This window comes from Krasilnikovia sp. MM14-A1259 (assembly GCF_047159535.1).
GTDB lineage: Bacteria > Actinomycetota > Actinomycetes > Mycobacteriales > Micromonosporaceae > Actinoplanes.
Map to the genome: position 1 here is coordinate 6,940,238 of NZ_BAAGAJ010000002.1, position 25,928 is coordinate 6,966,165.

At 72.8% G+C, this 25,928-nt stretch carries 26 protein-coding genes and 1 pseudogene; 19 read left to right on the forward strand and 8 right to left on the reverse strand.

Features of this window, described 5'->3' with window-relative positions; genetic code table 11:
• The first annotated feature begins 107 nt into the window (after positions 1-107).
• From ACMCNK_RS31645 to ACMCNK_RS31655, 3 genes are all read left to right on the forward strand, one after another.
• The gene (locus ACMCNK_RS31645) at positions 108-326 is read left to right on the forward strand and encodes a hypothetical protein (protein WP_412739998.1); all 219 of its coding nucleotides are present in this window, start codon (positions 108-110) and stop codon (positions 324-326) included.
• 67 nt (positions 327-393) lie between these two features.
• Positions 394-1,650 carry a M48 family metallopeptidase gene (locus ACMCNK_RS31650; protein ID WP_412739999.1) on the forward strand — a complete coding sequence of 419 codons (1,257 nt, stop codon included), beginning with the start codon at positions 394-396 and terminating at the stop codon, positions 1,648-1,650.
• Positions 1,650-2,774, forward strand: a complete 1,125-nt coding sequence (locus ACMCNK_RS31655; protein WP_412740000.1) for a glycosyltransferase family 4 protein — start codon at positions 1,650-1,652, stop codon at positions 2,772-2,774. The genes ACMCNK_RS31650 and ACMCNK_RS31655 overlap by 1 nt, the downstream gene beginning before the upstream one ends.
• Positions 2,775-2,781: 7 nt before the next feature.
• Here ACMCNK_RS31655 and ACMCNK_RS31660 read toward each other — a convergent pair whose 3' ends face one another.
• On the reverse strand, positions 2,782-3,744 hold the full coding sequence (locus ACMCNK_RS31660; protein WP_412741044.1) for an MFS transporter: 963 nt from the start codon (positions 3,742-3,744) through the stop codon (positions 2,782-2,784).
• A gap of 63 nt (positions 3,745-3,807) precedes the next feature.
• Here ACMCNK_RS31660 and ACMCNK_RS31665 point away from each other — a divergent pair, with 63 nt between their 5' ends.
• A complete protein-coding gene (locus ACMCNK_RS31665) occupies positions 3,808-4,317 on the forward strand; it encodes a MarR family winged helix-turn-helix transcriptional regulator (protein WP_412740001.1) in 510 nt (169 codons plus the stop codon).
• A 73-nt stretch (positions 4,318-4,390) separates the two neighbouring features.
• Here the strand turns inward: ACMCNK_RS31665 and ACMCNK_RS31670 are convergent, their stop codons facing one another.
• The gene (locus ACMCNK_RS31670) at positions 4,391-5,059 is read right to left on the reverse strand and encodes a response regulator (RefSeq protein ID WP_130511446.1); all 669 of its coding nucleotides are present in this window, start codon (positions 5,057-5,059) and stop codon (positions 4,391-4,393) included.
• A 7-nt stretch (positions 5,060-5,066) separates the two neighbouring features.
• Complete coding sequence (locus ACMCNK_RS31675) at positions 5,067-6,755, reverse strand: GAF domain-containing sensor histidine kinase (RefSeq protein ID WP_412740002.1); 1,689 nt, start codon at positions 6,753-6,755, stop codon at positions 5,067-5,069.
• A gap of 95 nt (positions 6,756-6,850) precedes the next feature.
• Here ACMCNK_RS31675 and ACMCNK_RS31680 point away from each other — a divergent pair, with 95 nt between their 5' ends.
• From ACMCNK_RS31680 to ACMCNK_RS31705, 6 genes and pseudogenes are all read left to right on the forward strand, one after another.
• Positions 6,851-7,303 (forward strand): SRPBCC family protein, encoded by a 453-nt coding sequence (locus ACMCNK_RS31680; RefSeq protein WP_412740003.1) that lies wholly within the window; start codon positions 6,851-6,853, stop codon positions 7,301-7,303.
• A 29-nt stretch (positions 7,304-7,332) separates the two neighbouring features.
• Positions 7,333-7,771: pseudogene (locus ACMCNK_RS31685) on the forward strand (hypothetical protein); the annotation flags it as partial.
• Positions 7,772-8,356: 585 nt separating this feature from the next.
• On the forward strand, positions 8,357-9,307 hold the full coding sequence (locus ACMCNK_RS31690) for an ROK family glucokinase (RefSeq protein ID WP_412740004.1): 951 nt from the start codon (positions 8,357-8,359) through the stop codon (positions 9,305-9,307).
• A 37-nt stretch (positions 9,308-9,344) separates the two neighbouring features.
• A complete protein-coding gene (locus tag ACMCNK_RS31695) occupies positions 9,345-10,031 on the forward strand; it encodes an endonuclease/exonuclease/phosphatase family protein (protein ID WP_412740005.1) in 687 nt (228 codons plus the stop codon).
• 25 nt (positions 10,032-10,056) lie between these two features.
• Positions 10,057-11,391 (forward strand): flavin-containing monooxygenase, encoded by a 1,335-nt coding sequence (locus ACMCNK_RS31700; protein WP_412740006.1) that lies wholly within the window; start codon positions 10,057-10,059, stop codon positions 11,389-11,391.
• Positions 11,388-12,179, forward strand: coding sequence for an alpha/beta hydrolase (locus tag ACMCNK_RS31705; RefSeq protein ID WP_412740007.1), 792 nt, complete (start codon positions 11,388-11,390; stop codon positions 12,177-12,179). Before ACMCNK_RS31700 ends, ACMCNK_RS31705 begins: the two co-directional genes overlap by 4 nt.
• Before the next feature lie 4 nt (positions 12,180-12,183).
• Here ACMCNK_RS31705 and ACMCNK_RS31710 read toward each other — a convergent pair whose 3' ends face one another.
• Positions 12,184-13,695 carry an alpha,alpha-trehalose-phosphate synthase (UDP-forming) gene (locus ACMCNK_RS31710; RefSeq protein WP_412740008.1) on the reverse strand — a complete coding sequence of 504 codons (1,512 nt, stop codon included), beginning with the start codon at positions 13,693-13,695 and terminating at the stop codon, positions 12,184-12,186.
• A 55-nt stretch (positions 13,696-13,750) separates the two neighbouring features.
• Complete coding sequence (locus ACMCNK_RS31715) at positions 13,751-14,632, reverse strand: DUF308 domain-containing protein (protein WP_412740009.1); 882 nt, start codon at positions 14,630-14,632, stop codon at positions 13,751-13,753.
• 143 nt (positions 14,633-14,775) lie between these two features.
• Between ACMCNK_RS31715 and ACMCNK_RS31720 the strand changes: the two genes are divergently transcribed.
• Positions 14,776-15,471 (forward strand): lysophospholipid acyltransferase family protein, encoded by a 696-nt coding sequence (locus ACMCNK_RS31720; protein ID WP_412740010.1) that lies wholly within the window; start codon positions 14,776-14,778, stop codon positions 15,469-15,471.
• A 34-nt stretch (positions 15,472-15,505) separates the two neighbouring features.
• Here the strand turns inward: ACMCNK_RS31720 and ACMCNK_RS31725 are convergent, their stop codons facing one another.
• A complete protein-coding gene (locus tag ACMCNK_RS31725; RefSeq protein ID WP_412740011.1) occupies positions 15,506-15,979 on the reverse strand; it encodes an NUDIX domain-containing protein in 474 nt (157 codons plus the stop codon).
• Between the two features lie 29 nt (positions 15,980-16,008).
• On the reverse strand, positions 16,009-16,653 hold the full coding sequence (locus tag ACMCNK_RS31730; protein WP_412741045.1) for a Crp/Fnr family transcriptional regulator: 645 nt from the start codon (positions 16,651-16,653) through the stop codon (positions 16,009-16,011).
• Between the two features lie 247 nt (positions 16,654-16,900).
• Between ACMCNK_RS31730 and ACMCNK_RS31735 the strand changes: the two genes are divergently transcribed.
• The 4 genes from ACMCNK_RS31735 to proC all read left to right on the forward strand — a co-directional run bounded on the left by ACMCNK_RS31735 (position 16,901) and on the right by proC (position 20,494).
• The gene (locus ACMCNK_RS31735; RefSeq protein WP_412740012.1) at positions 16,901-17,842 is read left to right on the forward strand and encodes a phosphotransferase enzyme family protein; all 942 of its coding nucleotides are present in this window, start codon (positions 16,901-16,903) and stop codon (positions 17,840-17,842) included.
• 53 nt (positions 17,843-17,895) lie between these two features.
• Positions 17,896-18,384, forward strand: coding sequence for a polyadenylate-specific 3'-exoribonuclease AS (locus tag ACMCNK_RS31740; RefSeq protein ID WP_412740013.1), 489 nt, complete (start codon positions 17,896-17,898; stop codon positions 18,382-18,384).
• 221 nt (positions 18,385-18,605) lie between these two features.
• Positions 18,606-19,634, forward strand: coding sequence for a 6-phosphofructokinase (locus ACMCNK_RS31745; protein WP_412740014.1), 1,029 nt, complete (start codon positions 18,606-18,608; stop codon positions 19,632-19,634).
• 56 nt (positions 19,635-19,690) lie between these two features.
• Entirely contained in the window at positions 19,691-20,494 is an 804-nt protein-coding gene (gene proC / locus ACMCNK_RS31750) for a pyrroline-5-carboxylate reductase (RefSeq protein WP_412740015.1), read from the forward strand.
• 48 nt (positions 20,495-20,542) lie between these two features.
• Here proC and ACMCNK_RS31755 read toward each other — a convergent pair whose 3' ends face one another.
• Complete coding sequence (locus ACMCNK_RS31755) at positions 20,543-21,220, reverse strand: DUF429 domain-containing protein (RefSeq protein WP_412740016.1); 678 nt, start codon at positions 21,218-21,220, stop codon at positions 20,543-20,545.
• Positions 21,221-21,450: 230 nt separating this feature from the next.
• On the opposite strand from ACMCNK_RS31755, the gene ACMCNK_RS31760 reads away from it, so the two are divergent.
• From ACMCNK_RS31760 to ACMCNK_RS31775, 4 genes are all read left to right on the forward strand, one after another.
• A complete protein-coding gene (locus ACMCNK_RS31760) occupies positions 21,451-22,911 on the forward strand; it encodes a glycosyl hydrolase family 18 protein (RefSeq protein ID WP_412740017.1) in 1,461 nt (486 codons plus the stop codon).
• A 73-nt stretch (positions 22,912-22,984) separates the two neighbouring features.
• Positions 22,985-24,391 (forward strand): class II 3-deoxy-7-phosphoheptulonate synthase, encoded by a 1,407-nt coding sequence (locus ACMCNK_RS31765; RefSeq protein ID WP_412740018.1) that lies wholly within the window; start codon positions 22,985-22,987, stop codon positions 24,389-24,391.
• 1 nt (position 24,392) lies between these two features.
• The gene (locus ACMCNK_RS31770; RefSeq protein ID WP_412741046.1) at positions 24,393-25,451 is read left to right on the forward strand and encodes a threonine aldolase family protein; all 1,059 of its coding nucleotides are present in this window, start codon (positions 24,393-24,395) and stop codon (positions 25,449-25,451) included.
• A 52-nt stretch (positions 25,452-25,503) separates the two neighbouring features.
• Positions 25,504-25,893: a DUF3224 domain-containing protein gene (locus ACMCNK_RS31775; RefSeq protein ID WP_412740019.1), complete on the forward strand. Its 390-nt coding sequence runs from the start codon at positions 25,504-25,506 to the stop codon at positions 25,891-25,893.
• Positions 25,894-25,928: the final 35 nt, after the last annotated feature.

The window sequence follows — 25,928 nt, forward strand, 5'->3', positions numbered from 1 at the left end:
CCCTCGCATAGCGTGACGGTCACCGATGGTGGTCGGTCCGCGACACGTTCCCCCGTCGACCCTTCCGGTCGACATCGCGGCCGGTCACCGGCGCGGAGGGAGAAGAGATGATCATCGATTGCGGGCAGTGCGTCGAGCGGACCGAGGCGTGCCACGGCTGCCTGGTCAGCACGCTGTACGACACCCCCGACGGCATCGCCGATCTCACCGGTGACGAGTTGCGGGCCGTCGAGACGTTCGAGCTGGCGGGCTTCGAGGTGGAGCTGCTGGCGACGCCGCCACCGCCGGTCGTGGTGCCGATGCGCCGCCCCCGCCGGGTGGCATGATCACACCCTGCGTGATCATCCGCGGTGGTTCTCTACGATGGGCGGCCATGAGCCCGCGAGCTGACGGATGACCCCCCGCCTGTGGGCGGCCTGTGCCCTCGCCGCCCTCGTCGTCGCGCTGATCGTGGCGGCGGCGCTGACCGTGCCGTGGCACCGGCCGCCCGCCCCGCGCGCCGATCAGCTCGCCGCGCTGCGCGAGTTCCCGCCCGAGCAGGTCGCGCGGGCCCGCGCCTTCCACGCCCAGCTTCGCCCCGGGACGTACGGCGCGCTCGTGCTCGGGCTGGTCGCGGCGCTGGTGCTGGGGCTGACCCCGCTGGGCGCGCGCCTGGTCGAGCTGGCCGGGCGGCCGTTCGGCGGGCACTGGGCCGCGCAGGCCGTGCTCGGCGGGCTCGTCGTGGTGTTCGCCGTCGAGCTGCTCACCCTGCCGTTCGCCGCGTGGCGGCACACCGTCGCGGTGCGGTACGGGATCTCCACCCAGTCCTGGGGCGGCTGGGCGGTCGACCTGCTCAAGGGCTACGCGGTCGGTGCCGTGATCGGCGGCATCGCCCTGTTCGGCTTCTTCGCGGTCGTGCGGCTGTCACCGCGCTGGTGGTGGGCGTTCGGGGCGGCCGGTGCGGCGGCGCTCGTGGTGCTGCTGTCGTTCGTGCTGCCCGTGGTGGTCGAGCCGGTGTTCAACAAGTTCACGCCGATGGCCGACGGGCCGTTGCGCACCGAGCTGCTGGAGCTGGCCCGCCGCGACGGGGTGCCCGTGCGCGACGTGCTCGTGGCGGACGCGTCGCGTCGCACCCGTGCGGTCAACGCGTACGTGTCGGGGTTCGGGCCGACCCGGCGCATCGTCGTGTACGACACGATGCTGACCGAGGCCGACCCCGCCGAGGTGGTCTCCGTCGCGGCCCACGAGCTCGGCCACGCGAAGGATCAGGACGTGCTCACCGGCACCCTGATCGGCGCGCTGGGCACCGCGGCCGCCGTGGTGGCCCTGTTCCTGCTCGGCGGCTGGGGCGCCCTGCTGCGTCACGCCGGGGTCGGCTCCGTCGGCGAGCCCCGGGCGATCGCCCTGCTGCTCGCGCTGGGCACGGTCGCCGGGCTGGTGGCCGGCCCCGCGCAGGCGTTCGTCACCCGGCGGATCGAGGCCCGGGCCGACGCGCACGCGCTGGCGCTCACCGGCGACGCGGCCACCTTCGAGGCCATGCAGCGCCGCCTGGGCTCGGTCAACCTCTCCGACCCGGACCCGCCGACCTGGGAGTACGTCATGTCCGCGTCACACCCGTCCACGGTGGAGCGGATGGCTGCCGCCCGCGCGTACGCCCGGGGGGAGCGCTGATGGGCCGCACCCTGCTGGTCACGAACGACTTCCCGCCCCGGCCGGGCGGCATCCAGCAGTTCGTGCACAACCTTGCGGTGCGCCAGCCGTCCGGGTCCGTGGTGGTCTACGCCTCCACGTGGCGGGGCGCGGCGAAGTTCGACGCCGAGCAGCCGTTCGAGGTGGTCCGGGAGGACACCGGGGTACTTCTGCCCACCCCCGCGGTGGCGCGCCGCGCGGCCGAGCTGGCCCGGACGCACGACTGCGACACGGTTTGGTTCGGGGCGGCGGCCCCGCTCGGCCTGCTCGCCGCCGGGCTGCGCCGCCGCGCCGGGGTGCACCGGGCGGTCGGGGTGACCCACGGGCACGAGATCGGCTGGGCGGCGCTGCCGGGCGCGCGGCACCTGTTGCGCCGCATCGCCGACGGCACCGACGTCCTGACGTACCTGGGGGAGTATCAGCGGGTCCGGCTGGCCCGGGCGCTGGGCGGGCGCACCGAGTTGCACCGGCTGGCCCCGGGGGTGGACGTCGACGCGTTCCATCCCGATGTGGACGGCTCGTCCGTCCGTGCCCGGTACGGTCTCGCGGACCGGCCGGTGATCGTGTGTGTCTCGCGGCTCGTGCCGCGCAAGGGGCAGGACACCCTGATCCGGGCGCTGCCCGCGGTGCGCCGCCGGGTGCCGGGGGCGGCGTTGCTGCTGGGCAGCGGCGGCCCGTACCGGAAAACCCTGGAGCGGCTGGCCCGCGAGCACGGCGTCGAGTCCGATGTGGTCTTCACCGGCTCGGTGCCCTGGGCCGAGCTGCCCACGCTGTTCGCGGCCGGCGACGTGTACGCGATGCCCTGCCGCACCCGTGCGGCCGGCCTGGACGTGGAGGGCCTCGGCATCGTCTACCTGGAGGCGTCCGCCACCGGCCTGCCGGTCGTCGGCGGTGACTCCGGCGGCGCACCGGACGCGGTCCGCGACGGCGAGACCGGCTTCGTGGTCGGCGGCCGCGACCTCGACGTGCTCGTCGGCCGGCTGGTGGAATTGTTGTCCGATCCGGCCAGGGCGCGTGCGATGGGTGCGGCCGGCCGGGCCTGGGTCGAGCAGGAGTGGCGCTGGGAACGCCAGGCGGACCGGATGAGGGCCCTGCTCGACGGCTGACGCCCGCTCAGCGTGCGGTGGTGGCCGCGACCGGTGGCTTCGCTGCGGGTGGCTCGGCTGGGGGTGGCTCTGCTGTGGCCGGGGCGCGGGTGAGCCTGCGCGACGCGGGCACCAGCAGCGGTGCGGCCGCCGCCACCGCGAACACCAGGGCGCACACCACCAGCACCCGGTTCATGCCGAACGTCTCGGACAGTGGCCCGGCCAGCGCGTTGCCCACCGGCAGCAGCACGCCGGGCCACACGTACGCGAGCGCCCACAGCGGCATCAGCAGCAGGGCGAACCATCCGGCGCGCAGCAGGCGGACCGGGCGCAGGCGCAGCGCGACCGCCGCGCCGATGACACCGCCGAGTCCTTCCGCCGAGGCGACGAAACCGGCGGCACCCGCCCCGCCGAGGCGTTCGACCGCGATCACCTGAACGAGGACGAACACGACGCCGTTGGCGATGTGGTACAGGGTGGCGGACAGCACGCCGGCCAGCAGCCAGTCCCGGGTGCGGATCTCGCGCCATCCGGCGCCGAGGTCGTGCCACATCCCGGCGCCGGGGGCCCGTTCCGCGCGGGCGCGGATGAACAGTGCCGCGGCGGCGGAGGCGAGGAAGCTCGCCGCGTTGACCGCGAAGCCGGTGCTGGCGCCGAACCGGGCGCCGGTGAGGCCACCGAGGGCCGGGCCGAGTACGGAGCAGCAGGTCTGGACGAGGCTGAGCGTGGCGTTGGTGGACTGGCGCCGGGCGGGCGCGACGAGCAGCGGCTTGAGGGCCATGAGGGCGGGGGAGAAGAACGCGCCCGCGCCGGCGGAGGCGGCGGCTAGCGCGCACAGCGCCGGAAGGCTGTAGTGGCCGGAGCCGAACATGATCGCCATCGCTGCCGTCGTGGCGAACCGGACGACATCGGCGGCGATCATGACGCGTTGCGGCTGCAGCCGGTCGGCCCACACACCGCCGAAGAGGGAGGCGCATGCCGAGAGAGTAATTCACCATCTAACTATTCGGTAGTTGATAGTCAACTACTAGTCATAGGTGGCAGGATGGGCGGCATGAGCGAGCAGCCCCGCGACGCGGTGGACCATCACGTCGCACGCTGGGCCGACTACTGGAAGAGCGACCCCGTGTTCGCGCCGGAGGTCGAGGGCGCGCTGGTGCGGATGGACCACATCCTGCGCCGGATGCGCCGGGAGGACGCGGCGGCGTTCACCGACCGTGACTTCACCCTGGAGGATTACAAGACGCTGCATGCGCTGATGGTGCAGCCGTACTCCACCGAGGCCACCCCGGCCCAGCTCGCCGCCACCGTCGGCGTCACGCGGGCTGCCATGACCAGCCGGCTGGACCGGCTCGCGGCGGCGGATCTCATCACCCGGGAAGTCGGGGCCAATGACCGGCGCCGCGTGGTGGTGCGGCCGACCACGACCGGACGGGCGGTGTGGGAACGGCACATCTTCGAGGGCATGGCCCGCGAGCAGCGGCTGCTGCAGGCGCTCGACGTGACCGAGTTGCAGCAGCTCAATGCGTTGCTGCGCAAGGTGATCCGGTCGCTCGACGAATGAGGCGGGAGACCACCGTCCACGGGGGACAAACCGATCCGCCCGGCGGATGCCGGGCGGATCAAAAAAAAGTTGATCAGAACTTCGGGGCGTCCGGGGCCTCCAACAGCCCCAGCCGCAACGCGGTCATCAGCGCCTGGGCCCGGTTGGCCGCGCCCAGCTTCTCGTACAGCTTGGAGATGTGGGTTTTCGCGGTCGACTCGCTGACGAACAGCTGCTTGGCGATGCCCGCCACGCTCATGCCGTCGGCGAGCAGGCGCAACACCTGACCCTCGCGCGGCGACAGTTGCGGCCCGGACGGGGCGAGGCGCCGTTTCATGGCCTCGGCCAGGTCGGCGGCGGTGAACGCGCTGGGTGCACTGGCGGCGTGCCGGGCGGCGGCCACCACCTCGTCGGCGGGCGCCGTCTTCGGCACGAACGCGCTGGCTCCGGCCTCCAAGGCGCCGAAAAGCTGGTCGTCACCCGCGTACATGGTCAGCACGACGATGCCCATGTTGGCGTTGTTCTTACGCAGCGCCCGGGTGGCCTCCAGGCCACTGCCGTCGGGCAGGCGCAGGTCCATGATGACGACGTCGGGCTGCAGGGCACCGGCCTGCCGGACCGCCTCCGCGGCCGTGGCCGCCTCACCGACGACCTCGAACTGCCGGTCCCGCTCGAATGCGTGCCGCAGCCCCTTACGGATCAGATCATGATCGTCGACAAGCAGCACCTTGGTGCGGGTCGTCGGCAGCGGACTGGTCGACATGCTCGGGTTACTCCCCTTCTGGTGCAGAAACGCTATCCCGCACGCTATCGCGCCGAGTCGAAGTTCCAAGCTTTACCGCAACGGTTGTCCCGCTGGGGTGTCGCGGTCTGATCTCCAGACGGCCCCGGATACGTTCCGCTCTCTCTGCCATGATCGCAAGGCCGTACCTCCCGTCGGGGCGGTCGTCCGCGAAGCCCTTGCCGTCGTCAGAGACCTCGATCTCCGCGTACGGCGGGTCGACAGTCCAGGTGACCCACAGGTTGGACGCCCCGGCGTGCTTGCGGGCGTTCGTGATGGCCTCCTGGGCGATGCGCAGCAACTCCGCTTCCGTGGCGGCGGGCAGCCGCGCCGTGGACTCGTCGAACGTGAAGTGCACCCGCAGACCCGCCGAGGTGCCCAGGGTACGGGCGTACTCGGCGATCGCCGCGGCCAGGCCGCCGTTTCGGTCCACCTCCGAGCGCAGCTCGAACAGGCTCAGCCGCAGCTCGGTGATCACCCGGGTCACCTCGCCGCGCAGGATGCGCAGTTCCTCGGCCGCCTCCTTTGCCTCCTCCGGCAGTGTGGCCTGGGCGTTGTCGATCCCGTAGCCCACCATGACGAGCTCCTGGGCCACGCCGTCGTGGATCTCGCGGGCCAGGCGCTGGCGCTCCTCGTTGGTCGCCAGCGAGCGAACCTCGTCGAACAGCAGTGCCGCCTCCAGCCGCAGTGCCGCCGGGCCGGTCACCTCCAGCACCTCCGACACCACCGCGGGCGGGTACGCCTGCGGCACGTCCGCCTCCAGGATCACCAGCCCGATCGTGCGTACGCCCGCGACCAGCGGCACGACCAGCGAGGACACCTCGGCGCCCGCATGCGTACGGGCCTGGGAGCGGCTGGCCACCTGCGGCTGCTGGGACGCCCATGCGTCCGCGATCGCGGAGTCCGCGTCGAGCGTGACCTCCCAGTCGACCCGTTCGGCGCCGGTCTGGGCGAGTACCACGAGCCGCCCGCCTCCGCTGGCCGACAGGACCGCCGCGCGGCTGCCCGGGGCCACCGCGCGCAGCTCCTCCAGCAGGTGCTCGGAGATGCCCCCCGGGTCCAGGGTGGCCCCCGGCAGGGACCGGGCCACGCTGCGCAGTTGGGTGAGCAGCCGGGTGGCCTCCGCGTACGGTTGGGGCTGCTGCTCGGCCGGCTGCATGAGCTGGCGCATCGTGTCCGCCGCGAACGTGACGATCGCACCGAGCACCAGCCACTGGCCGCACGCGGCCAGGTATCCGGGCTGGGTGATCGGGGGGACTCCCTCGCCCATCAGCCCGCCCCCGACCATCGCCACGGCCGCGACCCCCAGCAGCGCCGCGCCTTCGGTGGGCCGGCGCCGCAGCGCGGCCGTGAGCAGCGGCACCGCCAGGTACGGCAGCACGGCCTCGGCGCCGAAACCGGCATCCACCGTGCCGGTGGCGTCCGCGGCGGCGGCGACCGACCCGGCCGCGAGGCCGGTGATCGTGACCTCGGCGAACCGGCCCAGCGGGGCCGCGATCCGGTGGTCCGGGGTGAGCAGCGCGGGCAGCGCGGCGACCGCCAGCAGCGCGATCCAGCGCAGCTCCGCGATGTCCTGCGTGGCGATCAGGGTCAGCGCACCGACCAGGGCGAGCATGACGATGCGTGCGGCCACCGCGAGCGGCTGGACCCGGGCGGGGGTGCTGGCTGAGGTTGGCACGTGACGGATGGTAGACCCGAGCCCGCCGGTGTCCGCCATGTGCGCCTCAGGGCCCGGTCGCCGGGATCCGGCCCCGGACGCGGTAGCCTCCGAGCATGGCGGACACCTCGACGCAGTCCATCCAGGTACATGCGCCCCTCGACCGGGTGGCCGCGGTGATCTGTGACTTCCCGCAGTACCCGCAGTGGGCGGATGCGATGAAGGAGGTCGAGGTCATCGAGGAGTACGAGGACGGCTACGCCAGCCAGGTCCGTTACGTCATCGACGCGGGCGTGATGGCCGACGAGTACACCCTGCAGTACGAATACGCCGAGGACCTGTCGCGCGTCGAGTGGCACCTGGTCGCCCCGTCGAAGACGCAGAAGTCCCAGCGCGGCTCCTACGACCTGGCCGACAACGGCGACGGCACCACCACGGTCACGTACACCCTGGAGGTGGAACTTGCGATCGGCATGCTCGGCATGTTCCGCCGCAAGGCCGAGAAGATGATCATGGATACGGCGTTGAAGCAGCTCAAGCGCCGCGTCGAGAGCCTCGCCGAGGCCTGAGCGGCCGGCAGGGCAGGCAGGAGCACGACATGCCAGGCACCACCGGGTCGGCGCGCCAGGAGGCCGAGCGACTCGTCGCCACGGTGCTCGCGATGGCCGCGCAGCATGGCCTGACCGGGGCCGAGCGCAGCCCCGGCGACTCCCATTCCGGTACGGCCGGCCGCGTCGCCGAAGGGTTCACCCTGCTCGGGGACACGGTTTCCGGCCTGCTGGGCCAGCTCGCCGGGCCCGCCCCGGCACCCGGATCCCGCACCGGCGGCGCCGCACAGCCGGGCAGTGCCGCGCCGTCCGATTCGGGGCACCACGAAGGTGGCTGGTCCACCGGCAGCGCGGAGTGCTGCGTGTGTCCCCTCTGCCGGGTGATCGCCACGATGCGCGACCCCAGCCCCGAGGTCGCCGAGCGACTCGCCACCGGAGCGGGCGACTTCGCCGCCGGCGTTGCCAGCCTGCTGCGCGCGTTCTCCAGCATGTCGGCTCCGCGCCCGCCGGCCCCGCGCCGCGGTGACGCCGCCGACGCGCCGCAGCCCGACCCGGACACGGCCTGGTCGGCTGCCACGCGCGCGCCGCGCCCGGCGGAGCCGGAGCGTACGACCCGGACCGCGCGCCCGGCGGAGCAGGAAAGGTCGGGCTCGACCCGGACCCCCAGCCCGACGGCCGGTGCCTCGGGCGTGGCAGAAGCCGAAGTGGGTGACGCATGGTCGGCCGCGACCCGGGCTGCCGTCGACCGGCCGGCGCCCGGTGGCACGGGCACCCGGCCGGTCCCCGCACCCGTGCGGCGAGCCGAGCCCGGAAAGGGCTCGCTGCGCCCGGCCGGCCGCCGGCCGCGCCCGCACGACGATGCGTGGGCCGCCGCCACCGCCGACCCCGAGGGTGGCGTTCCCGACATGGCGCCGTCGCCCACCGTGGATCATGATGTTCCCGGCCGTACGGCCTCCGGACGGGCGGGGGCCGGGACCATGCCGGCCGCATCGGCGGCCGAGGACCGCGCCGCGGGCACGGGCGACGACGCCCGAGCCGGCGCCGCGGGGTGAACCAACAGAGGGGACGGGCAGCGTGACGCTGACCATCGGAATCGACGTCGGCGGCACCAAGGTTGCCGGCGGGGTGGTCGACGAGCAGGGCAACGTGCTGGCGCAGGTCCGCCGCAGCACACCCGCCAAGGACCAGGCCGGGACCCGGGACACGATCGTCGAGGTGGCCGCCGAGCTGGCCGCGGCGTACCCGTCCGCCATGGCGATCGGCATCGGCGCCGCGGCGTGGATCGACGCCACCGGTTCGACCGTGCTGTTCGCGCCGAACCTGGCCTGGCACGACGAGCCGCTGCGCGACTACGTGGCGAAGGCCGTGGGTCTGCCCACCGTGCTGGAGAACGACGCGAACGTCGCGGCGTGGGCCGAGTTCCGGTTCGGCGCGGCGCGGCAGGCCGAGGACTCGATGGTCATGATCACCGTCGGTACCGGCATCGGCGGCGGCGTGGTGCTCAACGGCGGGCTGTGGCGCGGCGCGAACGGCATCGCCGGCGAACTGGGCCACATCCAGTCGGTCCCCGACGGCCACCCGTGCGGGTGCGGCCGGCTCGGCTGCATCGAGCAGTACGCCAGCGGCAACGCCCTGGTCCGTTTCGCGCGGGCGGGGGCGCTGCGCGAGCCCGAGCGCGCCGCGGGGCTGCTGGTCCAGGCCGGCGGCGACCCGAACAAGATCAGCGGCAGCATGGTGACGGAGGCCGCGCGGGCCGGCGACGAGGTGGCCCGGGACGCGTTCGCCCAGGTGGGCTACTGGCTCGGGGTGGCGCTGGCCGACCTCGCGCAGATCTTCGACCCGCAGGTGCTGGTGGTCGGCGGCGGCGTGGTCGAGTCCGGTGACCTGCTGCTGCTGCCGACCGAGCGGGCGTACCGCGACCAGCTCGCCCAGCGACGCCGGTTCCCGGTCGCCGACCTCAAACCCGCGGAGGCGGGCAACGCCGCCGGGGTGGTGGGGGCCGCCGACCTCGCCCGCCGGATCTGAGCCCGGCGGGCCGGAGCGGACGGGAGGAGAGCGCGGCGTGACCGGGGTTCCGTTGCGGGTGCTGAGCTACAACGTGCACGGCCTGCGCGACGACCGGGCCGCCCTGGTCGGCCTGGTCCGCGACCTGGCCCCGGACGTGATGATCGTGCAGGAGGCGCCGCGCCGGTTCCGGTGGCGCCACAAGTGCGCCGCGCTCGCGGACGACTTCGGGCTGGTCGTCGCGGCCGGGGGCCTGCCGTCGCTGGGCAATCTGCTGCTGGTCAGCCTGCGGGTGAAGGTGCACGAGACGTGGTGTCTGCGCTACCCGCTGACCCCGGGCCGGCACCTGCGGGGGGCGGTGTTCGCGCGCTGCTCGGTCAAGGGCGCCCGGTTCACGGTCACCGGCTCGCACCTGGCCACCGACCCGGCGGAACGGCCGGGCCAGGCCGAGCGGTGGAAGGCCGCCGCCGCGGGGGTCGACGGCCCGCTGGTGGTGGGCGCGGACCTGAACGAGGGGCCGGGCGGCGGGGCCTGGCGTACGGTCGCCGACGGCCTCACCGACGCCGTGGCCGACGGTGGCGGGACCCCGACGTTCCCGGCGACCCTGCCGCGGCAGCGCATCGACACGTTGTTCGTCTCGCCCGACATCGAGGTGGCCGCACACGACGTGGTGGACTCCGAGCGCGCCCGGCTGGCCAGCGACCACCTGCCCGTCCTGGCGGATCTTTTGCTGCCTTCCTCGTAGGCGCGCATTCTGCAAAGATCGCCGGGTGCACGACTCCGGAGAGGTTGCGGACCGCCACGCAGCGGTGTGCGTGATCGGCGCGGGCGCCAGCGGCCTCGCGGCGGTCAAGAACTTGCGCGAACACGGCTTCGCCGTCGACTGCTACGAGCGCGAGACGTCCGTCGGCGGCGCCTGGAACTGGCGCCACGACCGCAGCCCGGTGTACGCGGGCACCCGCCTGGTCACGTCCCGGGCCCGCACCGAGTTCCCGGACTTCCCGATGCCGGACACCTGGCCGCAATACCCCGACCACACCCGGGTGCTGTCCTATCTGGAGCGCTATTGCGCCCATTTCGGCCTGGCGGAGCACATCTGGTTCGGCACCGAGGTCGTTTCGGTGGTGCCGGCCGGCGACGGCAGCTGGGATGTGACCACGCAGAGCCCGGGCGGCGGCGCCTCCCGCGTCCAGCGCTACGCCGCCGTGGTGGTCGCCAACGGCCACAACTGGGCGCCGTACCTGCCCGTGTTTCCCGGCGCCGACGACTTCCGGGGCCGGCTGATCCACGCCTCGGCGTGCAAGGATCCCGCGCAACTGCGCGGGCGCCGGGTGCTGGTGGTCGGCGGCGGCAACACCGGCTGTGACCTCGCGGTGGCCGCGGCCCAGCACGCCACCGAGGTGTGGCATTCCACCCGGCGCGGCTACTGGTACGGCCCGCGGTATCTCGCCGGGCGCCCGGTCGATCAGGTGCTCGCCCGCCGGCTGCCGCGCCGGGCGGCCCAGTGGCTGTACCGCCGGATGCTGCGCCTCGTCGTGGGCGACCTGACCCGCGCCGGTGTGCCGGTGCCCGACCACCGGCCGTTCGAGAGCCATCCGGTCCGTAACGGCGAGCTCGCCGACTACCTGTACGACGGCCGGATCGCCGCGGTGCCGGACGTGGCCCGCTTCGACGCGCGCGGGGTGGTGCTGGCCGACGACCGGCACATCGAACCGGACCTGGTCGTCGCGGCGACCGGCTACCGCCCGCGGTTCGAGTTCCTCGCGCCGGAGCTGCTCGACACCGACGCGCAGGGGCGGCCGGATCTGCACCTGCACGCGTTCGCCCGGCGCCACCCCACGCTCGCGGTGGTCGGCCTGCTCCAGCCGGACGCCGGGCTGTTCCCGCTGGCGCACTGGCAGAGCGTGGCCGTCGCCCGCTGGCTGCGGCTGTACGCCACGGACCGGGACCGGGCCGCACAGGTGCAGCGCCGCGAGTCGACCCGTCCGCTGCGTAGCTGGGCTCCCCGCCGGGTCGTGCCGACCCCGAGGCACTGGTTCGAGGTGGAGTCCACCCGCTACCTGCGGGTCCTGGAGGACCTGCTGTCCCGCCTGGAGCCGGCATGAGATCGCACCTGTTGCGGTACGCCGACTGGGCGTCCCCGGTGCCGCCGGTCGCCCGGGAGGTGCACAGCGCGCTGCCGGACAGCGACGAGGGCCGCCCGCCGCTGCTGTTCGTGCCGGGGCTGGGGCACGGCCCGTGGGCGTTCGCCGAGCACTGGCTGGGCCATGCGGCCCGGCGGGGCTTCCCGGCGCATGCGATGGCGCTGCGCGAGCGAGGCGGCCTGCGGGCGTACGCGCACGACGTCGTGCAGGTGGCCGCGGGCCTGCCCCGGCAGGCCGTCCTCATCGGGCACGGGGCCGGGGCGCTGGTGGTCGCGCGGGTGCTGGCCCGGTATCCGGCGCGCGCCGCGGTGCTGGTCGCGCCGGTGCTCGACGGCTGGGCGGGGCTGCGCGCCGCGCTGCGTACCAACCCGCTGGGTACGGTGCCCGCGGCGTTCGGCGGGGCGCTGCGGCTGAGCCGGCGCCAGCTGTTCAGCGCGGAGCTGCCCGCCGAGCAGGCGGACGCGTTCCGTGGACGCCTGGCCCCGGCGGGCGCGCGTACGCAATGGCAGGTCCTCATGGCCGGGGCGCCGCCCCGGCCGGCCGGGCCTGCACCGGTGCTGGTGGTGGGCAGCCCGGACGACCGGGTCGTGCCGCGCAAGGCGCTGGACCGCGCCGCCGGCCGGTACGGCGTGGCCCCGCTGCTGTTCCCCGGCATGGGTCACGACCTGATGCTCGACGCGGGCTGGGCGGAGCCGATCGACGCGATCCTCGAATGGCTCGGCAAGGAACTGGCACCCGGCACCTCCTGACCGATCAGGCGGGGGGCCTTCGGCGGGCCACGGACCGGGAACGGGACGCCACCGCGCGGGCCTTGGCGGCCACGCCGCGTGACTTGGGCCCGGCGGCGCCGCTCGCGGGCAGGCGGTCCGCAAGCCGTCCACTGTCGTCCAGTGCGGTCAGATACGCCCGTGCCCACGCGATGATGTCGTGGCCGCGCAGGTGCTCGCGCATGGCTCCCATCCGGGCGCGCAGGTCGGCCGGGTCGGCCCGCATCGCGCACAGCAGGGTTTCCTTCAGCCCGTCGACGTCGTGCGGGTTGACCAGGAACGCGTGCTGCAACTCGTCGGCGGCACCGGCGAACTCGCTGAGCACGAGCGCGCCTGCGACGTCCTCGCGGGCCGCCACGAACTCCTTGGCGACCAGGTTCATGCCGTCGCGCAGTGGCGTGACGACCATGACGTCGGCGGTCCGGTACAGCGCCGCCAGTTCGGCGCGGTCGAACGGCTGGTTGAGGTAGTGGATGGCGGCCTCGCCGACCCGGCCGTACTCGCCGTTGATCCGCCCGACCTCGCCCTCGATCCGGTCGCGCAGCGAGCGGTAGCTGTCCACGCGTTCCCGGCTCGGCACCGCCACCTGGACCACGACGGTGTCGCGTACCTTGATGCGCCCGTCGCGCAGCAGTTCGCTGTACGCGGTCAGCCGGTGCTCGATGCCCTTGGTGTAGTCGAGCCGGTCCACACTGAGCAGTACCCGCCGCGGTTCGCCGAGGTCGTGGCGTAGCTGGCGGGCGCGACTGACGACGGCCGGGCGGCGGGCCAGCGACTGCATCTCGGCCACGTCGATGGAGACCGGAAACGCGCCGGTGCGCACGACTCGGGCGTCGGGCAGCGTGATCTGGTCGTCGGTGGCCTGCGCGGCGAGCAGTTTCGCGGCGAGCTGGGCGACGTTGTGCGCGGCCTGTGGCCGCTGGAATCCGACCAGGTCGGCGCCGAGCATCCCGCGCAGCAGTTCGACGCGGCGGGGCAGTTGCATGAACAGCTCCGGCGGCGGGAACGGCACGTGCAGGAAGAACCCGATGAGCAGGTCGGGGCGCAGGTCCCGCAGGTACTGCGGCACCAGGCTCAGGTGGTAGTCCTGGACCCAGACCGCGGCGCCGGGTTCGGCCACCTCCGCGGTGGCCTGCGCGAACCGGTGGTTGACCGACTGGTACGTCTCCCACCAGTCACGGTGGAACACCGGCGGTTCGACCGCGTCGTGGTAGAGCGGCCAGAGGGTGGAGTTGGCGAATCCCTCGTAGTAGCCGCGCAGTTCCGCCTCGCTGAGGGCGACCGGCCGGATCTGCAGGCTGCCGAGGTCCGGCAAGATCGGGGCGCGGCCGGTGCCGCCCGCCCAGCCGACCCAGGTGGCGGGCGTCTGTTCGAGGATGGCGTGCAGGGCGCTGGTGAGTCCGCCGGGGCTGCGGCGCCACTCGCATGCGCCGTCGGGCGCGGCGTTGTCATCGAGGGGCAGGCGGTTGGCGACGACGACGAGAGAGCTCTGACGCATCACGAAAGGTTACGTCAGGACTACGCAGAGATACAGCGGTGAGTCTCGATGAATCTCAGACGACCGCGCCGTCATCGAAGTCGTCGTCGTCATCGTCCTCGCCGGAACGCAGCCGCCAGACCAGCGTCACCGCGCCCGCGATCACCGCGGTGAAACCGGCGAGCGTGACCAGGTTCTTGTCGATCGGCAGCAGGCTGGGCCGCAGGAACAGCAGGAAGCCGATGACCACCCCGAGCACCCCGGCGACGGTGTACTTCGAGATGTGCGGCAGCGGGGGCGGCGGCGGTGGGGTGTACCTCTCGTCGTCGTCCTCGGTGCCCGGCGTGTCGGTGCCGAACGTGTCGAGACCGTCCAGCAGCGAAGGCTCGGGCGGCGGCTTCGGGTCGGTGCGCCGCCGGTTCAGCGAGACGCCGGAGAAGTCCGTGGCCGACGGCAGCGTGCCGGACGGGCGCGACCGGTCGGCGGGCGGGGAGGTCGGGTCCGTGGCGGGTGGCTCGGGCGGGCGCGTCGGGTCCAGGTCCTCCGCGGCGGGCCACGGGGCGGCGGTGGGATCGACCGCGGTGTGGAAGCCGGAGATGATCTTCGCCCACTCGGCGTCGATCTCGCTCTGGCTGCCCCCCGGAGCCGATCCGCTGTCCTGCCGTGGGGCCGGTGGGGCGGATGGGGCGTCGCCGGTGAGCCGGTGCAGGTGCCCGCGCGCCACCTCCAGATGCGTACGGTCGACGTACAGCCGGTCGGTGGGGAGGGCGGGCAGCGTCGTGGTGCGCAGGATCGGGTTGAGATCCGCGGAGGGCTGCAGGTACGCGGCGATGCCGCCGGCCGCCAGCACGTCGAGCAGGTGCTCGCCGATGCGCGGATCGACGTCGCCCGCGACCGCATAGTCGGCCGCGTCGAGCCCGTTGTCCCGCCGCCCGCGACGGGCGCCGCCCGCAGTCACCTCACACACTCCCTCGCCCCTACCGTGTCTTGAATGGTGACACGACAGGCACCGGTTGCGGGAGTGCGTTGTGGCGTGCCGCTCCCGCTTCGTACGCTTCCTGTGCCCCCGCGATCACCATGTGCGTGCAGGAAAGGACATCAGTGTTCTACTGGCTGCTCAAGTTCGTGGTCTTGGGGCCTCTGCTCAAGCTCATTTTTCGGCCTGACGTCGACGGCCTGCAGCACGTGCCGCCGTCCGGGCCGGTGATCCTGGCGTGCAACCACCTGTCGTTCTCCGACTCGATCTTCACACCGCTGGTGGTGCGGCGGAAGGTGACCTTCGTCGCCAAAGCCGAGTACTTCACCGGTAAGGGGATCAAGGGCTGGCTCATGCGGCAGTTCTTCGTCGGCACCGGGACGATCCCGGTGGACCGTTCCGGTGGCAAGGCGGCCCAGGCGGCCCTGGAAACGCAGTTGCGGGTGCTGCGCGGCGGCAACATCGCGGGCATCTACCCCGAGGGCACCCGCTCCCCGGACGGCCGGCTCTACCGCGGCAAGACCGGCGTCGCGCGCCTCGCGCTGGAGTCCGGAGCGCCGGTGGTCCCGGTGGCGTTGATCAACACCGACGAGATCCAGCCGACCGGCACCCTGGTCCCGAAGGTCCGCCAGGTCCGCATCCGGTTCGGCACCCCGCTGGACTTCTCCCGGTACGCCGGGGCGCGCGGCGACCGGTTCGTCGAGCGCGCGATCACCGACGAGATCATGTACGAGCTGATGACGCTCTCGGGCCGCGAGTACGTCGACGTCTACGCGTCGAGCCTCAAGAACACCGCGGTCCCGGCCCCCGCCGCGGGCTGAGCGAGCAGTATTCCCGACGAACCGGGGCCTCGGCTCAGGAGACGTGGAACCCGTTCTCCAGGTAGACCGAGGTCCCCTCGGCGCGGGCCCGCACCGCGGCCGCGACCCGGCGAGCCAGCAGCTCCGACAACCGTGCGTCGGCTTCCTGCGCGGTGCACCACGCCCAGCTGCGCAGTTCGTCGGCGGGCAGCCGGATGCCAACGGTCTGCTCCGGGGTGAGCACCCCGCCGTCGAACACGATCATCAAGCCTTCGGTGCGGTCCGGACGCGGCGGCACCCAGTCCGTGACCAGCACCCGGCCCGGCTGTACCGGCAGACCCAGCTCTTCCTTCAGCTCCCGCACCACCGCGGCATGCGGCGACTCGTCGGCCTCGACCGCACCGCCCGGGACTTCCCAATACGGCTTGTACGTCGGCTCGACGAGCAGCACCCGGTCATCCGGGTCGGTCAGCAGCAACCCGGCACCCATCCGCTTGCGGGGCAGCGTCGCCGTGAAGTCGTCGGTCACCGCGCCAGATTAGCGGGCCCGGCGCTGCGTCAGGCGGCGGTCATCCCGGCGCGGCGGCGCAGGGCGGAGACGTCCGTGACGACGATGCGCCGGCCCTCGGTTCGCAGCCAGCCGCGGCTGGCGAACGACCCGATGGCCTGGTTGACGCTCTGCCGCGAGCCGCCCGCCATCTCGGCGAGCTGGCTCTGGTTGAGCTCGATGGTGATCATCGGCGCCTGGCTTTCCCCGGCGAGCCGGACCAGGGTCTTGGCGACCCGTCCGGGCAGGTCCAGGAAGACGTGGTCCGCGTTCTGCTCGGTCAGCCGGCGGATGAGCGCCCCGACCGAGCGCATCACCGCGTCGAGAATGCGCGGGTTGGAGTGCACCAGCTCCATGAACGCCGCCCGGGACAGCGCGAGCGCCTGGCAGTCCTCGATCGCCTCGGCGGAGGCGGACCGGGTCGACGCGTCGAGCAGCGAGACCTCGCCGAGCACGTCCGGCGGGCGGGCCACGGTGAGCACCGCGCGCTCGCCGGTGGGCGCGGTGCGGAACACCGCCACCGCACCCCGCTTGAGGATGATCAGCGACTCGCCGGGGTCGCCCTCGACGAAGAGGATCTGACCCTTTCGGTACGTGCGCGGCACGGCCGCGGCCAGAACGCGCTGCCGGACGTCGGGCTCCAGGCCGGCGAACATGTCCACGCCTGTGAGCGCGTCGCCGGTGTCCTGCGGGCGATGCTCCACGCTCAATCCCTCCCCGGTCGGGACCACGGTCACGTCGGGCGGGGCGCCGGGCCCCCACGACGCGAACGATCACTCTTAGCATGAAGAGGACCGTGGACGCCATTTGATACGTCCCCGTCACAACTCGCGCACACCCGATCATGTCTCGTCGCTCGCTGCCTGTACACCCTTTCTGTGCGATGCGTGACCGTCGCCCTCGGTGTCCGTCGAAGTCGCCGTCCGCGCCGGAAGAATCGCCGCCGTGCCGGACCACGACCTGCTCCGCGCCGTACTGCGCGAGAACTGGCACCTCGTGCCGACCGCGATCACCGCCCGGCGGGGCGGGATGCTCTCGCGGTCCTGGGAGGTCGAGGCCGGCCCCCAGCGTTACGTGGTGCGCCTGGTCAGGCTGCTGGAACGCCAGCCCGTCGAGGCCGGGCTCGCCGCCGCCGGACGCCTGCGCGGCCGCGGCATCGCCGCGGGGGAGCCGGTACGCACGCTCGGCGGCGCGCTCACCGTGACCACCGCGCTGGGCGCGCTCGCGGTGCTGCGCCGGACCCCGGGCCGGGCCCTGACCGGCGGCGACCCGGTCGACCAGCAGTGGTGGGGCGACCGGCTCGGCGCCCTGCACCGGGCCCTGCAGGGGTACGTCCACCCGGGCCTGCGCCGGTGGAACCTGCTGGACACCGACGCCGCGCACCTGTCCGGCGAGCCGTGGCTGCGCGCCGCGGTCGTCGACGCGGTGACCGCGGCGACCCGGCTCACCGTGACCGACCGCCTCACGTACGGGGTGCTGCACGGCGACCCGGCGCCGGAGGAGTTCGTGGTCGACCCGGCCACCGGCCGCGCCGGGGTGCTCGACGGCGGCACCTCCGGCACCGGCCCGCTGGTGTACGACGTGGCCGCCGCGGTCGCGTACGCGGGTGGCCCGGACGCCGCGGCCGAACTCGTCGACGGTTACCTCGCGGCCGGGCCGGTGCATGGCGACGAGCTGGACGCGACGCTGCCGGTGCTGCTGCGTTTCCGCTGGGCGGCGCAGGCCGACTGGTCGGCGCGCCGCCTCGCGGAGTGCGCGCAGGCACCCTCGGCAGCGCGCTGCCGTGCCGAGGCGGGCGAGGTGCTGGACCGGGCCCGCGCCGCGCTGCGCGCTCTCGGTGACTAGCGATCGGGCCCCTGTGTGTCCGAGGTGGCGGGCGTGGGCGAGGATGGACCACGATGGTCTACCGCTATTTCTACGACTGTGAGTTCATCGAGGACGGCCGCACCGTCGACCTCGTCTCGATCGGCGTCGTCGACGAATACGGCCGCGAGTTCTACGCCGTGTCCACCGAGTTCGACGACTCCCGGGCCGTGCCCTGGGTGCGCCGCAACGTCCTGGACAAGCTGCCGTCGCCGGCCGACCCCGCGTGGCGTTCCCGCGAGCGCATCCGCGACGACCTGTACGCGTTCCTCACCGAGCCGGTCCACGGCCGCGACGAGCACATGGAGCTGTGGGCCTGGTTCGCGGCGTACGACCACGTGGCGCTGGCCCAGCTCTGGGGCGCCATGCCCGCGCTGCCGCGGGAGATCCCCCGCTTCACGAAGGACCTGCGCCAGCGCTGGGACGAGGTGGGCCGTCCGGCGCTGCCGGGAGCCTCCGGCCGCCACGACGCGCTGGTGGACGCGCGCCACAACCTGGCGCGCTGGCGGGCGATGGGCGGCTGACCCTTCCGGTACGCCACCCGGAGCGACGGTTTCGGTGTACGCCACCGCGGGGCGTAGCGAAACTGTCAGACTGTAGCGGGGCGCTTTGGCCGGGTGAGCCACCGGCGACTACAGTGCGTTTCTGCGGCCCGCCCCGGGCCGGCAACGCTGCCGACGGCTTCCTGGGGCTCGCTGGGCTATCTACATCTCGCGACCGACCCGATCTGGGAGGACGAGTAATCATGCGCATCGGCGTGCTTACCGGCGGCGGCGACTGCCCCGGTCTCAACGCGGTGATCCGGGCGGTGGTCCGTAAGGGCGTCGCCGTCTACGGCCACGAGTTCGTGGGCTTCCGCGACGGCTGGAAGGGCCCGCTGGAGGGCGTCACCAAGCCGCTCGGCATCGCTGAGGTGCGCGGCATCCTGCCGCGCGGCGGCACCATCCTGGGCTCGTCCCGGACCAACCCGTTCAAGATTGAGAACGGCGTGGAGCGGATCAAGGCCAACCTGGCCGAGCAGGGCGTCGACGCGCTCGTCGCGATCGGCGGCGAGGACACCCTCGGCGTGGCCACCAAGCTCGGCGACCTCGGCGTCAACGTGGTCGGCGTGCCGAAGACGATCGACAACGACCTCAACGCCACGGACTACACGTTCGGCTTCGACACCGCGGTGAACATCGCGATGGAGGCCATCGACCGGCTGCACACCACCGCCGAGTCGCACCACCGCACGCTCGTCGTCGAGGTGATGGGCCGGCACGCCGGCTGGATCGCCCTGCACGCGGGCCTGGCCGGTGGCGCCAACGTCATCCTGCTGCCGGAGCGGCAGTTCGACGTGGAGCAGGTCGCCACGTACGTGACCAAGCGCTTCCAGGTCGAGTACGCCCCGATCGTGGTGGTGGCCGAGGGCGCGCAGCCGCTGGAGGGCCAGATGGTCCTGCACAACCAGGAGCTGGACGCGTTCGGGCACGTCCGCCTCGGCGGCATCGGCCAGTGGCTGGCCGAGCAGCTGGAGGAGAAGACCGGCAAGGAGGCCCGCACCGTCGTGCTCGGCCACATCCAGCGCGGCGGCACCCCGACCGCGTTCGACCGGGTGCTGGCGACCCGCTTCGGCCTGCAGGCCATCGACGCGGTGAACGAGGGCGACTTCGGCAAGATGATGGCGCTGCGCGGCACGGACATCGTGCGCGTACCGCTGGCCGAGGGCACCGGCGAGCTCAAGACCGTACCGATCGAGCGGTACGACGAGGCCGAAGTCTTCTTCGGTAGCTGAGCAGTCGTTCGAGGAGGGCGGGCCGCCGGCCCGCCCTCCGAGCATTTGGAGGACGCATGCACACCATCGCCGTGATCGGCGCCGGCAAGATCGGCGAACTGGTCCTGTCCGGCCTGCTGCGCTCGGGCTGGCCCGCCGAGAAGCTGCTGGTCACCGCGCGTCGCCGGGAGCGCGCCGCCGAGCTGACCGAGCGTTACGGGATCCGGGTGGTGGACAACCTCGCCGCGGTCGGCGAGGCCGACGTGCTGGCCGTCGCGGTCAAACCGCAGGACGCCGGTGCGCTGCTGGACGAGATCGGCGCCAAGGTACCCACGGACAAGCTGGTCGTGTCGTTGTGCGCCGGGCTGCCGACGTCGTTCTTCGCGCTGCGTCTGCCCGAGGGCACCCCGGTGGTGCGGGTCATGACGAACACCCCGGCCGTCGTCGACGAGGCGATGACCGCGATCTCGGCCGGGCCGCACGCGACCGGCGCGCATCTGGCCATCGTGGAGGAGATGTTCACCCCGCTGGGCGCGACGATCCGGGTGCCGGAGTCGCAGCAGGACGCGGTGACCGCGCTGTCGGGCTCCGGGCCCGCGTACTTCTACCTGCTCGTCGAGGCGATGATCGACGCGGGCATCCTGCTCGGGCTGCCCCGTCAGGTGGCGCACGAGCTGATCGTGCAGACCGCGATCGGATCGGCGGTGATGCTGCGCGATTCCGGCGAACACCCGGTGAAGCTGCGCGAGCAGGTCACCTCGCCCGCGGGCACGACCATCTCGGCGATCCGCGAGCTGGAGAACCACGGCGTACGCGCCGCACTGCTCGCCGCCCTGGAAGCCGCCCGGGACCGCGCCCGCGAGATAGCCGCGCAGAGTTAGTTGGCTCCGCTTCGCTCCGCGGCGATCGCGGGGTGACTGGCTGGTGTATCAGTACCAGATGGCGATCTTGGTGTTGTCGGCTTCCTCGGGGGGGTCGGGGTAGGACTGCGCCGTGCCGGTGGCCATGCGGTGGGCGCTCCATGCCACGGCGGCGGCGTCGAGGATGTCGTCGGGTGGGGCCTGGCCGGCCGGGCCGAGGCTGTCCGGCAACGAGATGCCCTGCTTGGCGAGCAGCTCGCGGCGCTGGGCCTGACCGGCCCACGTCTTCTTGGCGTACTGCAGCGGGGCGCCCGCCATGGTGCGGAACGACACCTCGGGATGTGCCTCGAACAGCAGTCCGGGGTGCCGCTCCCAGATGGCGTTGGCTTCCAGCAGCTTCGGGCGCAGCGCCCACGACTGGCGGCTGATGCCGGTGCCGGTGAGCTGCTTGCAGACGCGGTTGGCGGCGGCGAAGTCGGGCTCCTGCCACACCGCGCGCGGCGGAACCCGGAAGACGCTGCTGCGGCGCGGGCCGAGATGGTCGGCCGCCACGGCGTCGGCGGCCCGCCAGCGGTCCGGCAGCATGCCGAGGGGGACGTCGACGCCGATCACCGCGGCGCCGGAGCTGCCCGCCACGATCTCGTACAGGGTGGAGGCGAGCATCGCGCGGCCGAACGCGCCGTCGCGCAGCTCGACCCCGACCCAGCCGAGGGCGTATGCGTCGACGCCGATCACGTGGATGGTCATCGGCGCCGGTCCACATCGGCCGCTGTGCCGGTGGCTCCTTCGGTGACGTCGAAGTTGGTCATGAGCGCAGACTACGCGCCGTGGCGGATCGCTGGCACGCCGTCGCGCCGACTCCCGCAAAGTTATGGAGCCGGTTAATCCCTGGGTCACATCTTGACGCACGTTCATCGATGTGACTACCGTCTCTTCACATCCTTTTGGAAAGTTTCCTAAATATTTCTGGAGACGCCGTGAAGAGATCCACCCGTCGCGCCCTGTGCGCCGCCGTCATCACCACGGCCGCCGTCGTCCTGGTTCCCGTCGCCCAGGCGTCCGCCGCCACCGCCTGCGCCGCGGCGTGGGATTCCGCCAAGGTGTACGTCAAGGACAACACCGCGTCCCAGAACGGCCACAACTACGCCGCGAAGTGGTGGACCCAGAACGAGAGCCCCGCCACCCACAGCGGTCAGTGGGACGTCTGGTCGGACCAGGGCACCTGTGACGGCGGCACGCCGCCGACCACCCCGCCGACCACCCCGCCAACGACCGACCCCACGACCCCGCCCACCACGCCGCCGACGACGAACCCGCCCAGCGGCAAGAACCTGGTCGGCTACTTCGCCGAGTGGGGGATCTACGGCCGCAACTACCACGTCAAGAACATCGTGACCAGCGGCTCCGCGTCGAAGCTGACCCACATCCTGTACGCGTTCGGCAACACCACCGGCGGCCAGTGCTCCATCGGCGACTCGTACGCCGACTACGACAAGGCGTACACCGCGGCGGACAGCGTCGACGGCGTGGCCGACACGTGGGACGCGGGCGCGCTGCGCGGCTCCTTCGGCCAGCTGCGCAAGCTGAAGAAGCAGTACCCGAACATCAAGGTGATCTGGTCGTTCGGCGGCTGGACCTGGTCCGGCGGCTTCACCCAGGCCGCGGCGAACCCGACCGGCTTCGCCGACTCCTGCTACAACCTGATCAAGGACTCCCGCTGGGCGGACGTCTTCGACGGCATCGACATCGACTGGGAGTACCCCAACGCCTGCGGCCTGTCCTGCGACTCCAGCGGCCCCGGCGCGTACGACAAGGTGATCAGCGCGCTGCGCAACAAGTTCGGCAACAACTTCCTGATCACCTCCGCGATCTCGGCGGACGGCAGCAACGGCGGCAAGCTCGACGCGGCCGACTACGCCACCGGCATCCAGAAGCTCAACCTGGTCTTCCCGATGACCTACGACTACTACGGCGCGTTCAGCCCGCAGGGCCCGACCGCCCCGCACTCGCCGCTCACCTCGTACCCGGGCATCCCGCAGCAGGGGTTCTGGTCCGACGCGGCGATCCAGAAGCTGAAGGGCAAGGGCGTGCCGTCCAGCAAGATGCTGCTCGGCATCGGCTTCTACGGCCGCGGCTGGACCGGCGTCACCCAGGCCGCCCCGGGCGGCACCGCGACCGGCGCGGCCCCGGGCACGTACGAGGCCGGCATCGAGGACTACAAGGTGCTCAAGGGCTCCTGCCCGGCCACCGGCACCGCGGGCGGCACCGCGTACGCCAAGTGCGGCAACAACTGGTGGGGCTACGACACCCCGGCGACCGTCGGCGGCAAGATGGACTACGTCAAGCAGCAGGGACTCGGCGGGGCGTTCTTCTGGGAGTTCTCCGGCGACACCAGCAACGGCGAGCTGATCACCGCGATGCGCAACGGGCTCGGCTGAGCCGCAGTCCTGGATAGTGGGGCGCCGGGAACCTCCCGGCGCCCCGCTTTCGTCCCCGCCGTACGCTGCTGGCATGCGCCGCGAGTGGCATCAGCTCAGTCATCCGGGGGTGGGCAACCCCGCCCTCAAGACGTCCCGCCCATCCACCGACTCCGCCGAGGACGAGGCCCTCGGGCTCGACAAGTGGCGCGGGCTGCCCCGCGTGCAGACGCCGCCGTGGGCCGACCCGGACGAGGTCGCCGAGGTCTGCAAGGTCCTCGACAACGTGCCGTCGATCGTCGCGCCGTACGAGGTCGACCAGCTGCGCGTCAAGCTCGCCGACGTGTGCGAGGGCCGGGCGTTCCTGCTGCAGGGCGGCGACTGCGCGGAGACGTTCGCGGACAACACCGAGAGCCATCTGCTGGCGAACGCCCGCACGTTGCTGCAGATGGCGGTCGTGCTGACGTACGGCGCGTCGATGCCGGTGGTCAAGGTGGCCCGGGTCGCCGGGCAGTACACCAAGCCGCGGTCGGCGCCCACGGACGCGCTCGGCCTGCCCGCGTACCGCGGCGACCTGATCAACTCGCTGGACGCCACCGAGCAGGCGCGGGTGGCCGACCCGCAGCGCATGATCCGGGCGTACGCGAACTCCGCCGCGGCGATGAACATGCTCCGCGCGTACCTGTCCGGTGGCCTGGCCGACCTGCACGGCCTGCACGACTGGAACAAGGACTTCGTGCGCGCCTCCCCGGCGGGCGAGCGGTACGAGGCGATCGCCCGGGAGATCGACCGGGCCCTCGACTTCATCCGTGCCTGCGGCATGACCGAGAACGAGGCCCTGCGTACGGTCAGCCTGTACTGCTCCCACGAGGCTCTGGCCCTGGAGTACGACCGCGCGCTCACCCGGGTCTCCGGCGGCCGGGCGTACGGATTGAGCGGGCACTTCCTGTGGGTGGGGGAGCGGACCCGGCAGCTCGACCACGCGCACATCGACTTCATCAGCCGCATCGCCAACCCGATCGGCGTCAAGCTGGGCCCCGGCACCGCCCCGGAGACCGCGATCGAGCTGTGCGAGAAACTCAACCCGGACAATGTGCCCGGCCGCCTCACCCTGATCAGCCGGATGGGCAACGGCAAGGTGCGCGACGCGCTCGCCCCGATCGTCGAGAAGGTCACCGCCGCCGGCGCCAAGGTGGTGTGGCAGTGCGACCCCATGCACGGCAACACGCACGAGTCGAGCAACGGCTACAAGACCCGCCACTTCGACCGGATCGTCGACGAGGTGCTCGGCTACTTCGAGGTGCACCGCGGGCTGGGCACCCACCCGGGCGGCATCCACGTCGAACTGACCGGCGAGGACGTCACGGAATGCCTCGGCGGCGCCCAGGGCATCGAGGACCTGGACCTGCCGGACCGGTACGAGACCGCCTGCGACCCCCGCCTCAACACCCAGCAGTCGCTCGAACTGGCGTTCCTCGTCGCGGAGATGCTGCGTGGTTGAGCTGCTGCGGTCCACGACCGGCGGGCCGGTCGTGGACCTGCGCTCCGACACGGTCACCCGGCCCACGCCGGGGATGCGTGCGGCGATGGCCACCGCGGAGGTCGGCGACGACGTGTTCGGCGACGACCCCACGGTCGCCGCGCTCGAAGCCGAGGTGGCGGCGATGTTCGGGCACGAGGCGGCGCTGTTCGCGCCGTCCGGCACGATGACCAACCAGATCGCGCTGCAACTGGTCGTGCCGCGCGGCGGGGAACTGCTCACCGGCGCGGACGGGCACGTCGTCACGTACGAGCTGGGCGGGGCCGCGACGCTCGGCGGCATCTCCACCCGTACCTGGCCCGCGGTCGGCGCCGACCTGGACGTCGCGGGGATCGCCGACATGATCCGGCCCGCGGGGTTCCCGTCGCTGCCGACGTCCGCGATCGCGGTCGAGCAGACCCACAACCTCGGCGGCGGGGGCGTGGTCAGCCTGGACGCCCTGCGCGGGCTGCGGGCCGCCGCGGACGCCCACGGGATCGCCGTGCACTGCGACGGCGCCCGGATCTGGCACGCGCACATCGCGGACGGGGTGCCCCTCGACACGTACGGGTCGCTGTTCGACACGCTGTCGGTGTGCCTGTCCAAAGGGCTCGGTGCGCCGGTCGGGTCGCTGGTCGTCGGCAGCGCTGAACGGATCACGCAGGCCCGGGCCGTCCGCAAGCGGATGGGCGGGGGCATGCGGCAGGTCGGCATCCTCGCCGAGGCCGGCCGGTACGCGCTGCGCCACCACGTCACGCGGCTCGCCGAGGATCATGCCCGGGCGCGGCGGCTGGCGGAGGCGCTGGAGCCGTTCGGGGTGGTGGACCCGGCGGTCGTGCGTACCAATCTCGTGCCGCTGGATCTCACCCAGGTCGCGCTGGACGCGCCCGCGCTGGCCGCCGCGGCGGCCGAGCAGGGCGTGCTGCTGGCCGCGATGCTGCCGCGCAGAGCCCGCCTGGTCACCCATCTCGACGTGGACGACACCGCCCTCGACCGGGCGATCGACGTGCTGACCCGGATTCTGCGCGTCGCGGGAACCTGACCCGCGGAATCTGGTTGTATCGGCCCATGCCGTCGACCGTGAGGGAGTCGTGATGGGGCGCCGCGCCATCGGTACGTTCACCGCCGTGCTGGACCCGGTGCACCTCGACGACGAGGCGGTCAGCCTGGCCCGCGTCGACAAGGCGATCGACGGTGACCTGGTCGGTACGGGCCGGGCGCAGATGTTGACCGTCGGCACCCCGGTCGAAGGTTCCGCCGGATACGTCGCCATCGACGTGATCTCGGGGAGCCTGCACGGGCGTCGCGGGACGTTCGTGCTCCAGCACAGCGGCATCCTGGACCGCGGCGCGGGAACCGCGACCGTCACGGTCGTGCCGGACTCGGGCACCGACGAGCTCGTCGGCCTGCGCGGCACCTTCCACATCGAAAACCTGGCCGGCGAGCACCGGTACGTCTTCGAGTACGACATCCACCCGGACTAGTCCCGCGCCCATGTAAGCGTAGTTACCGTAACTAC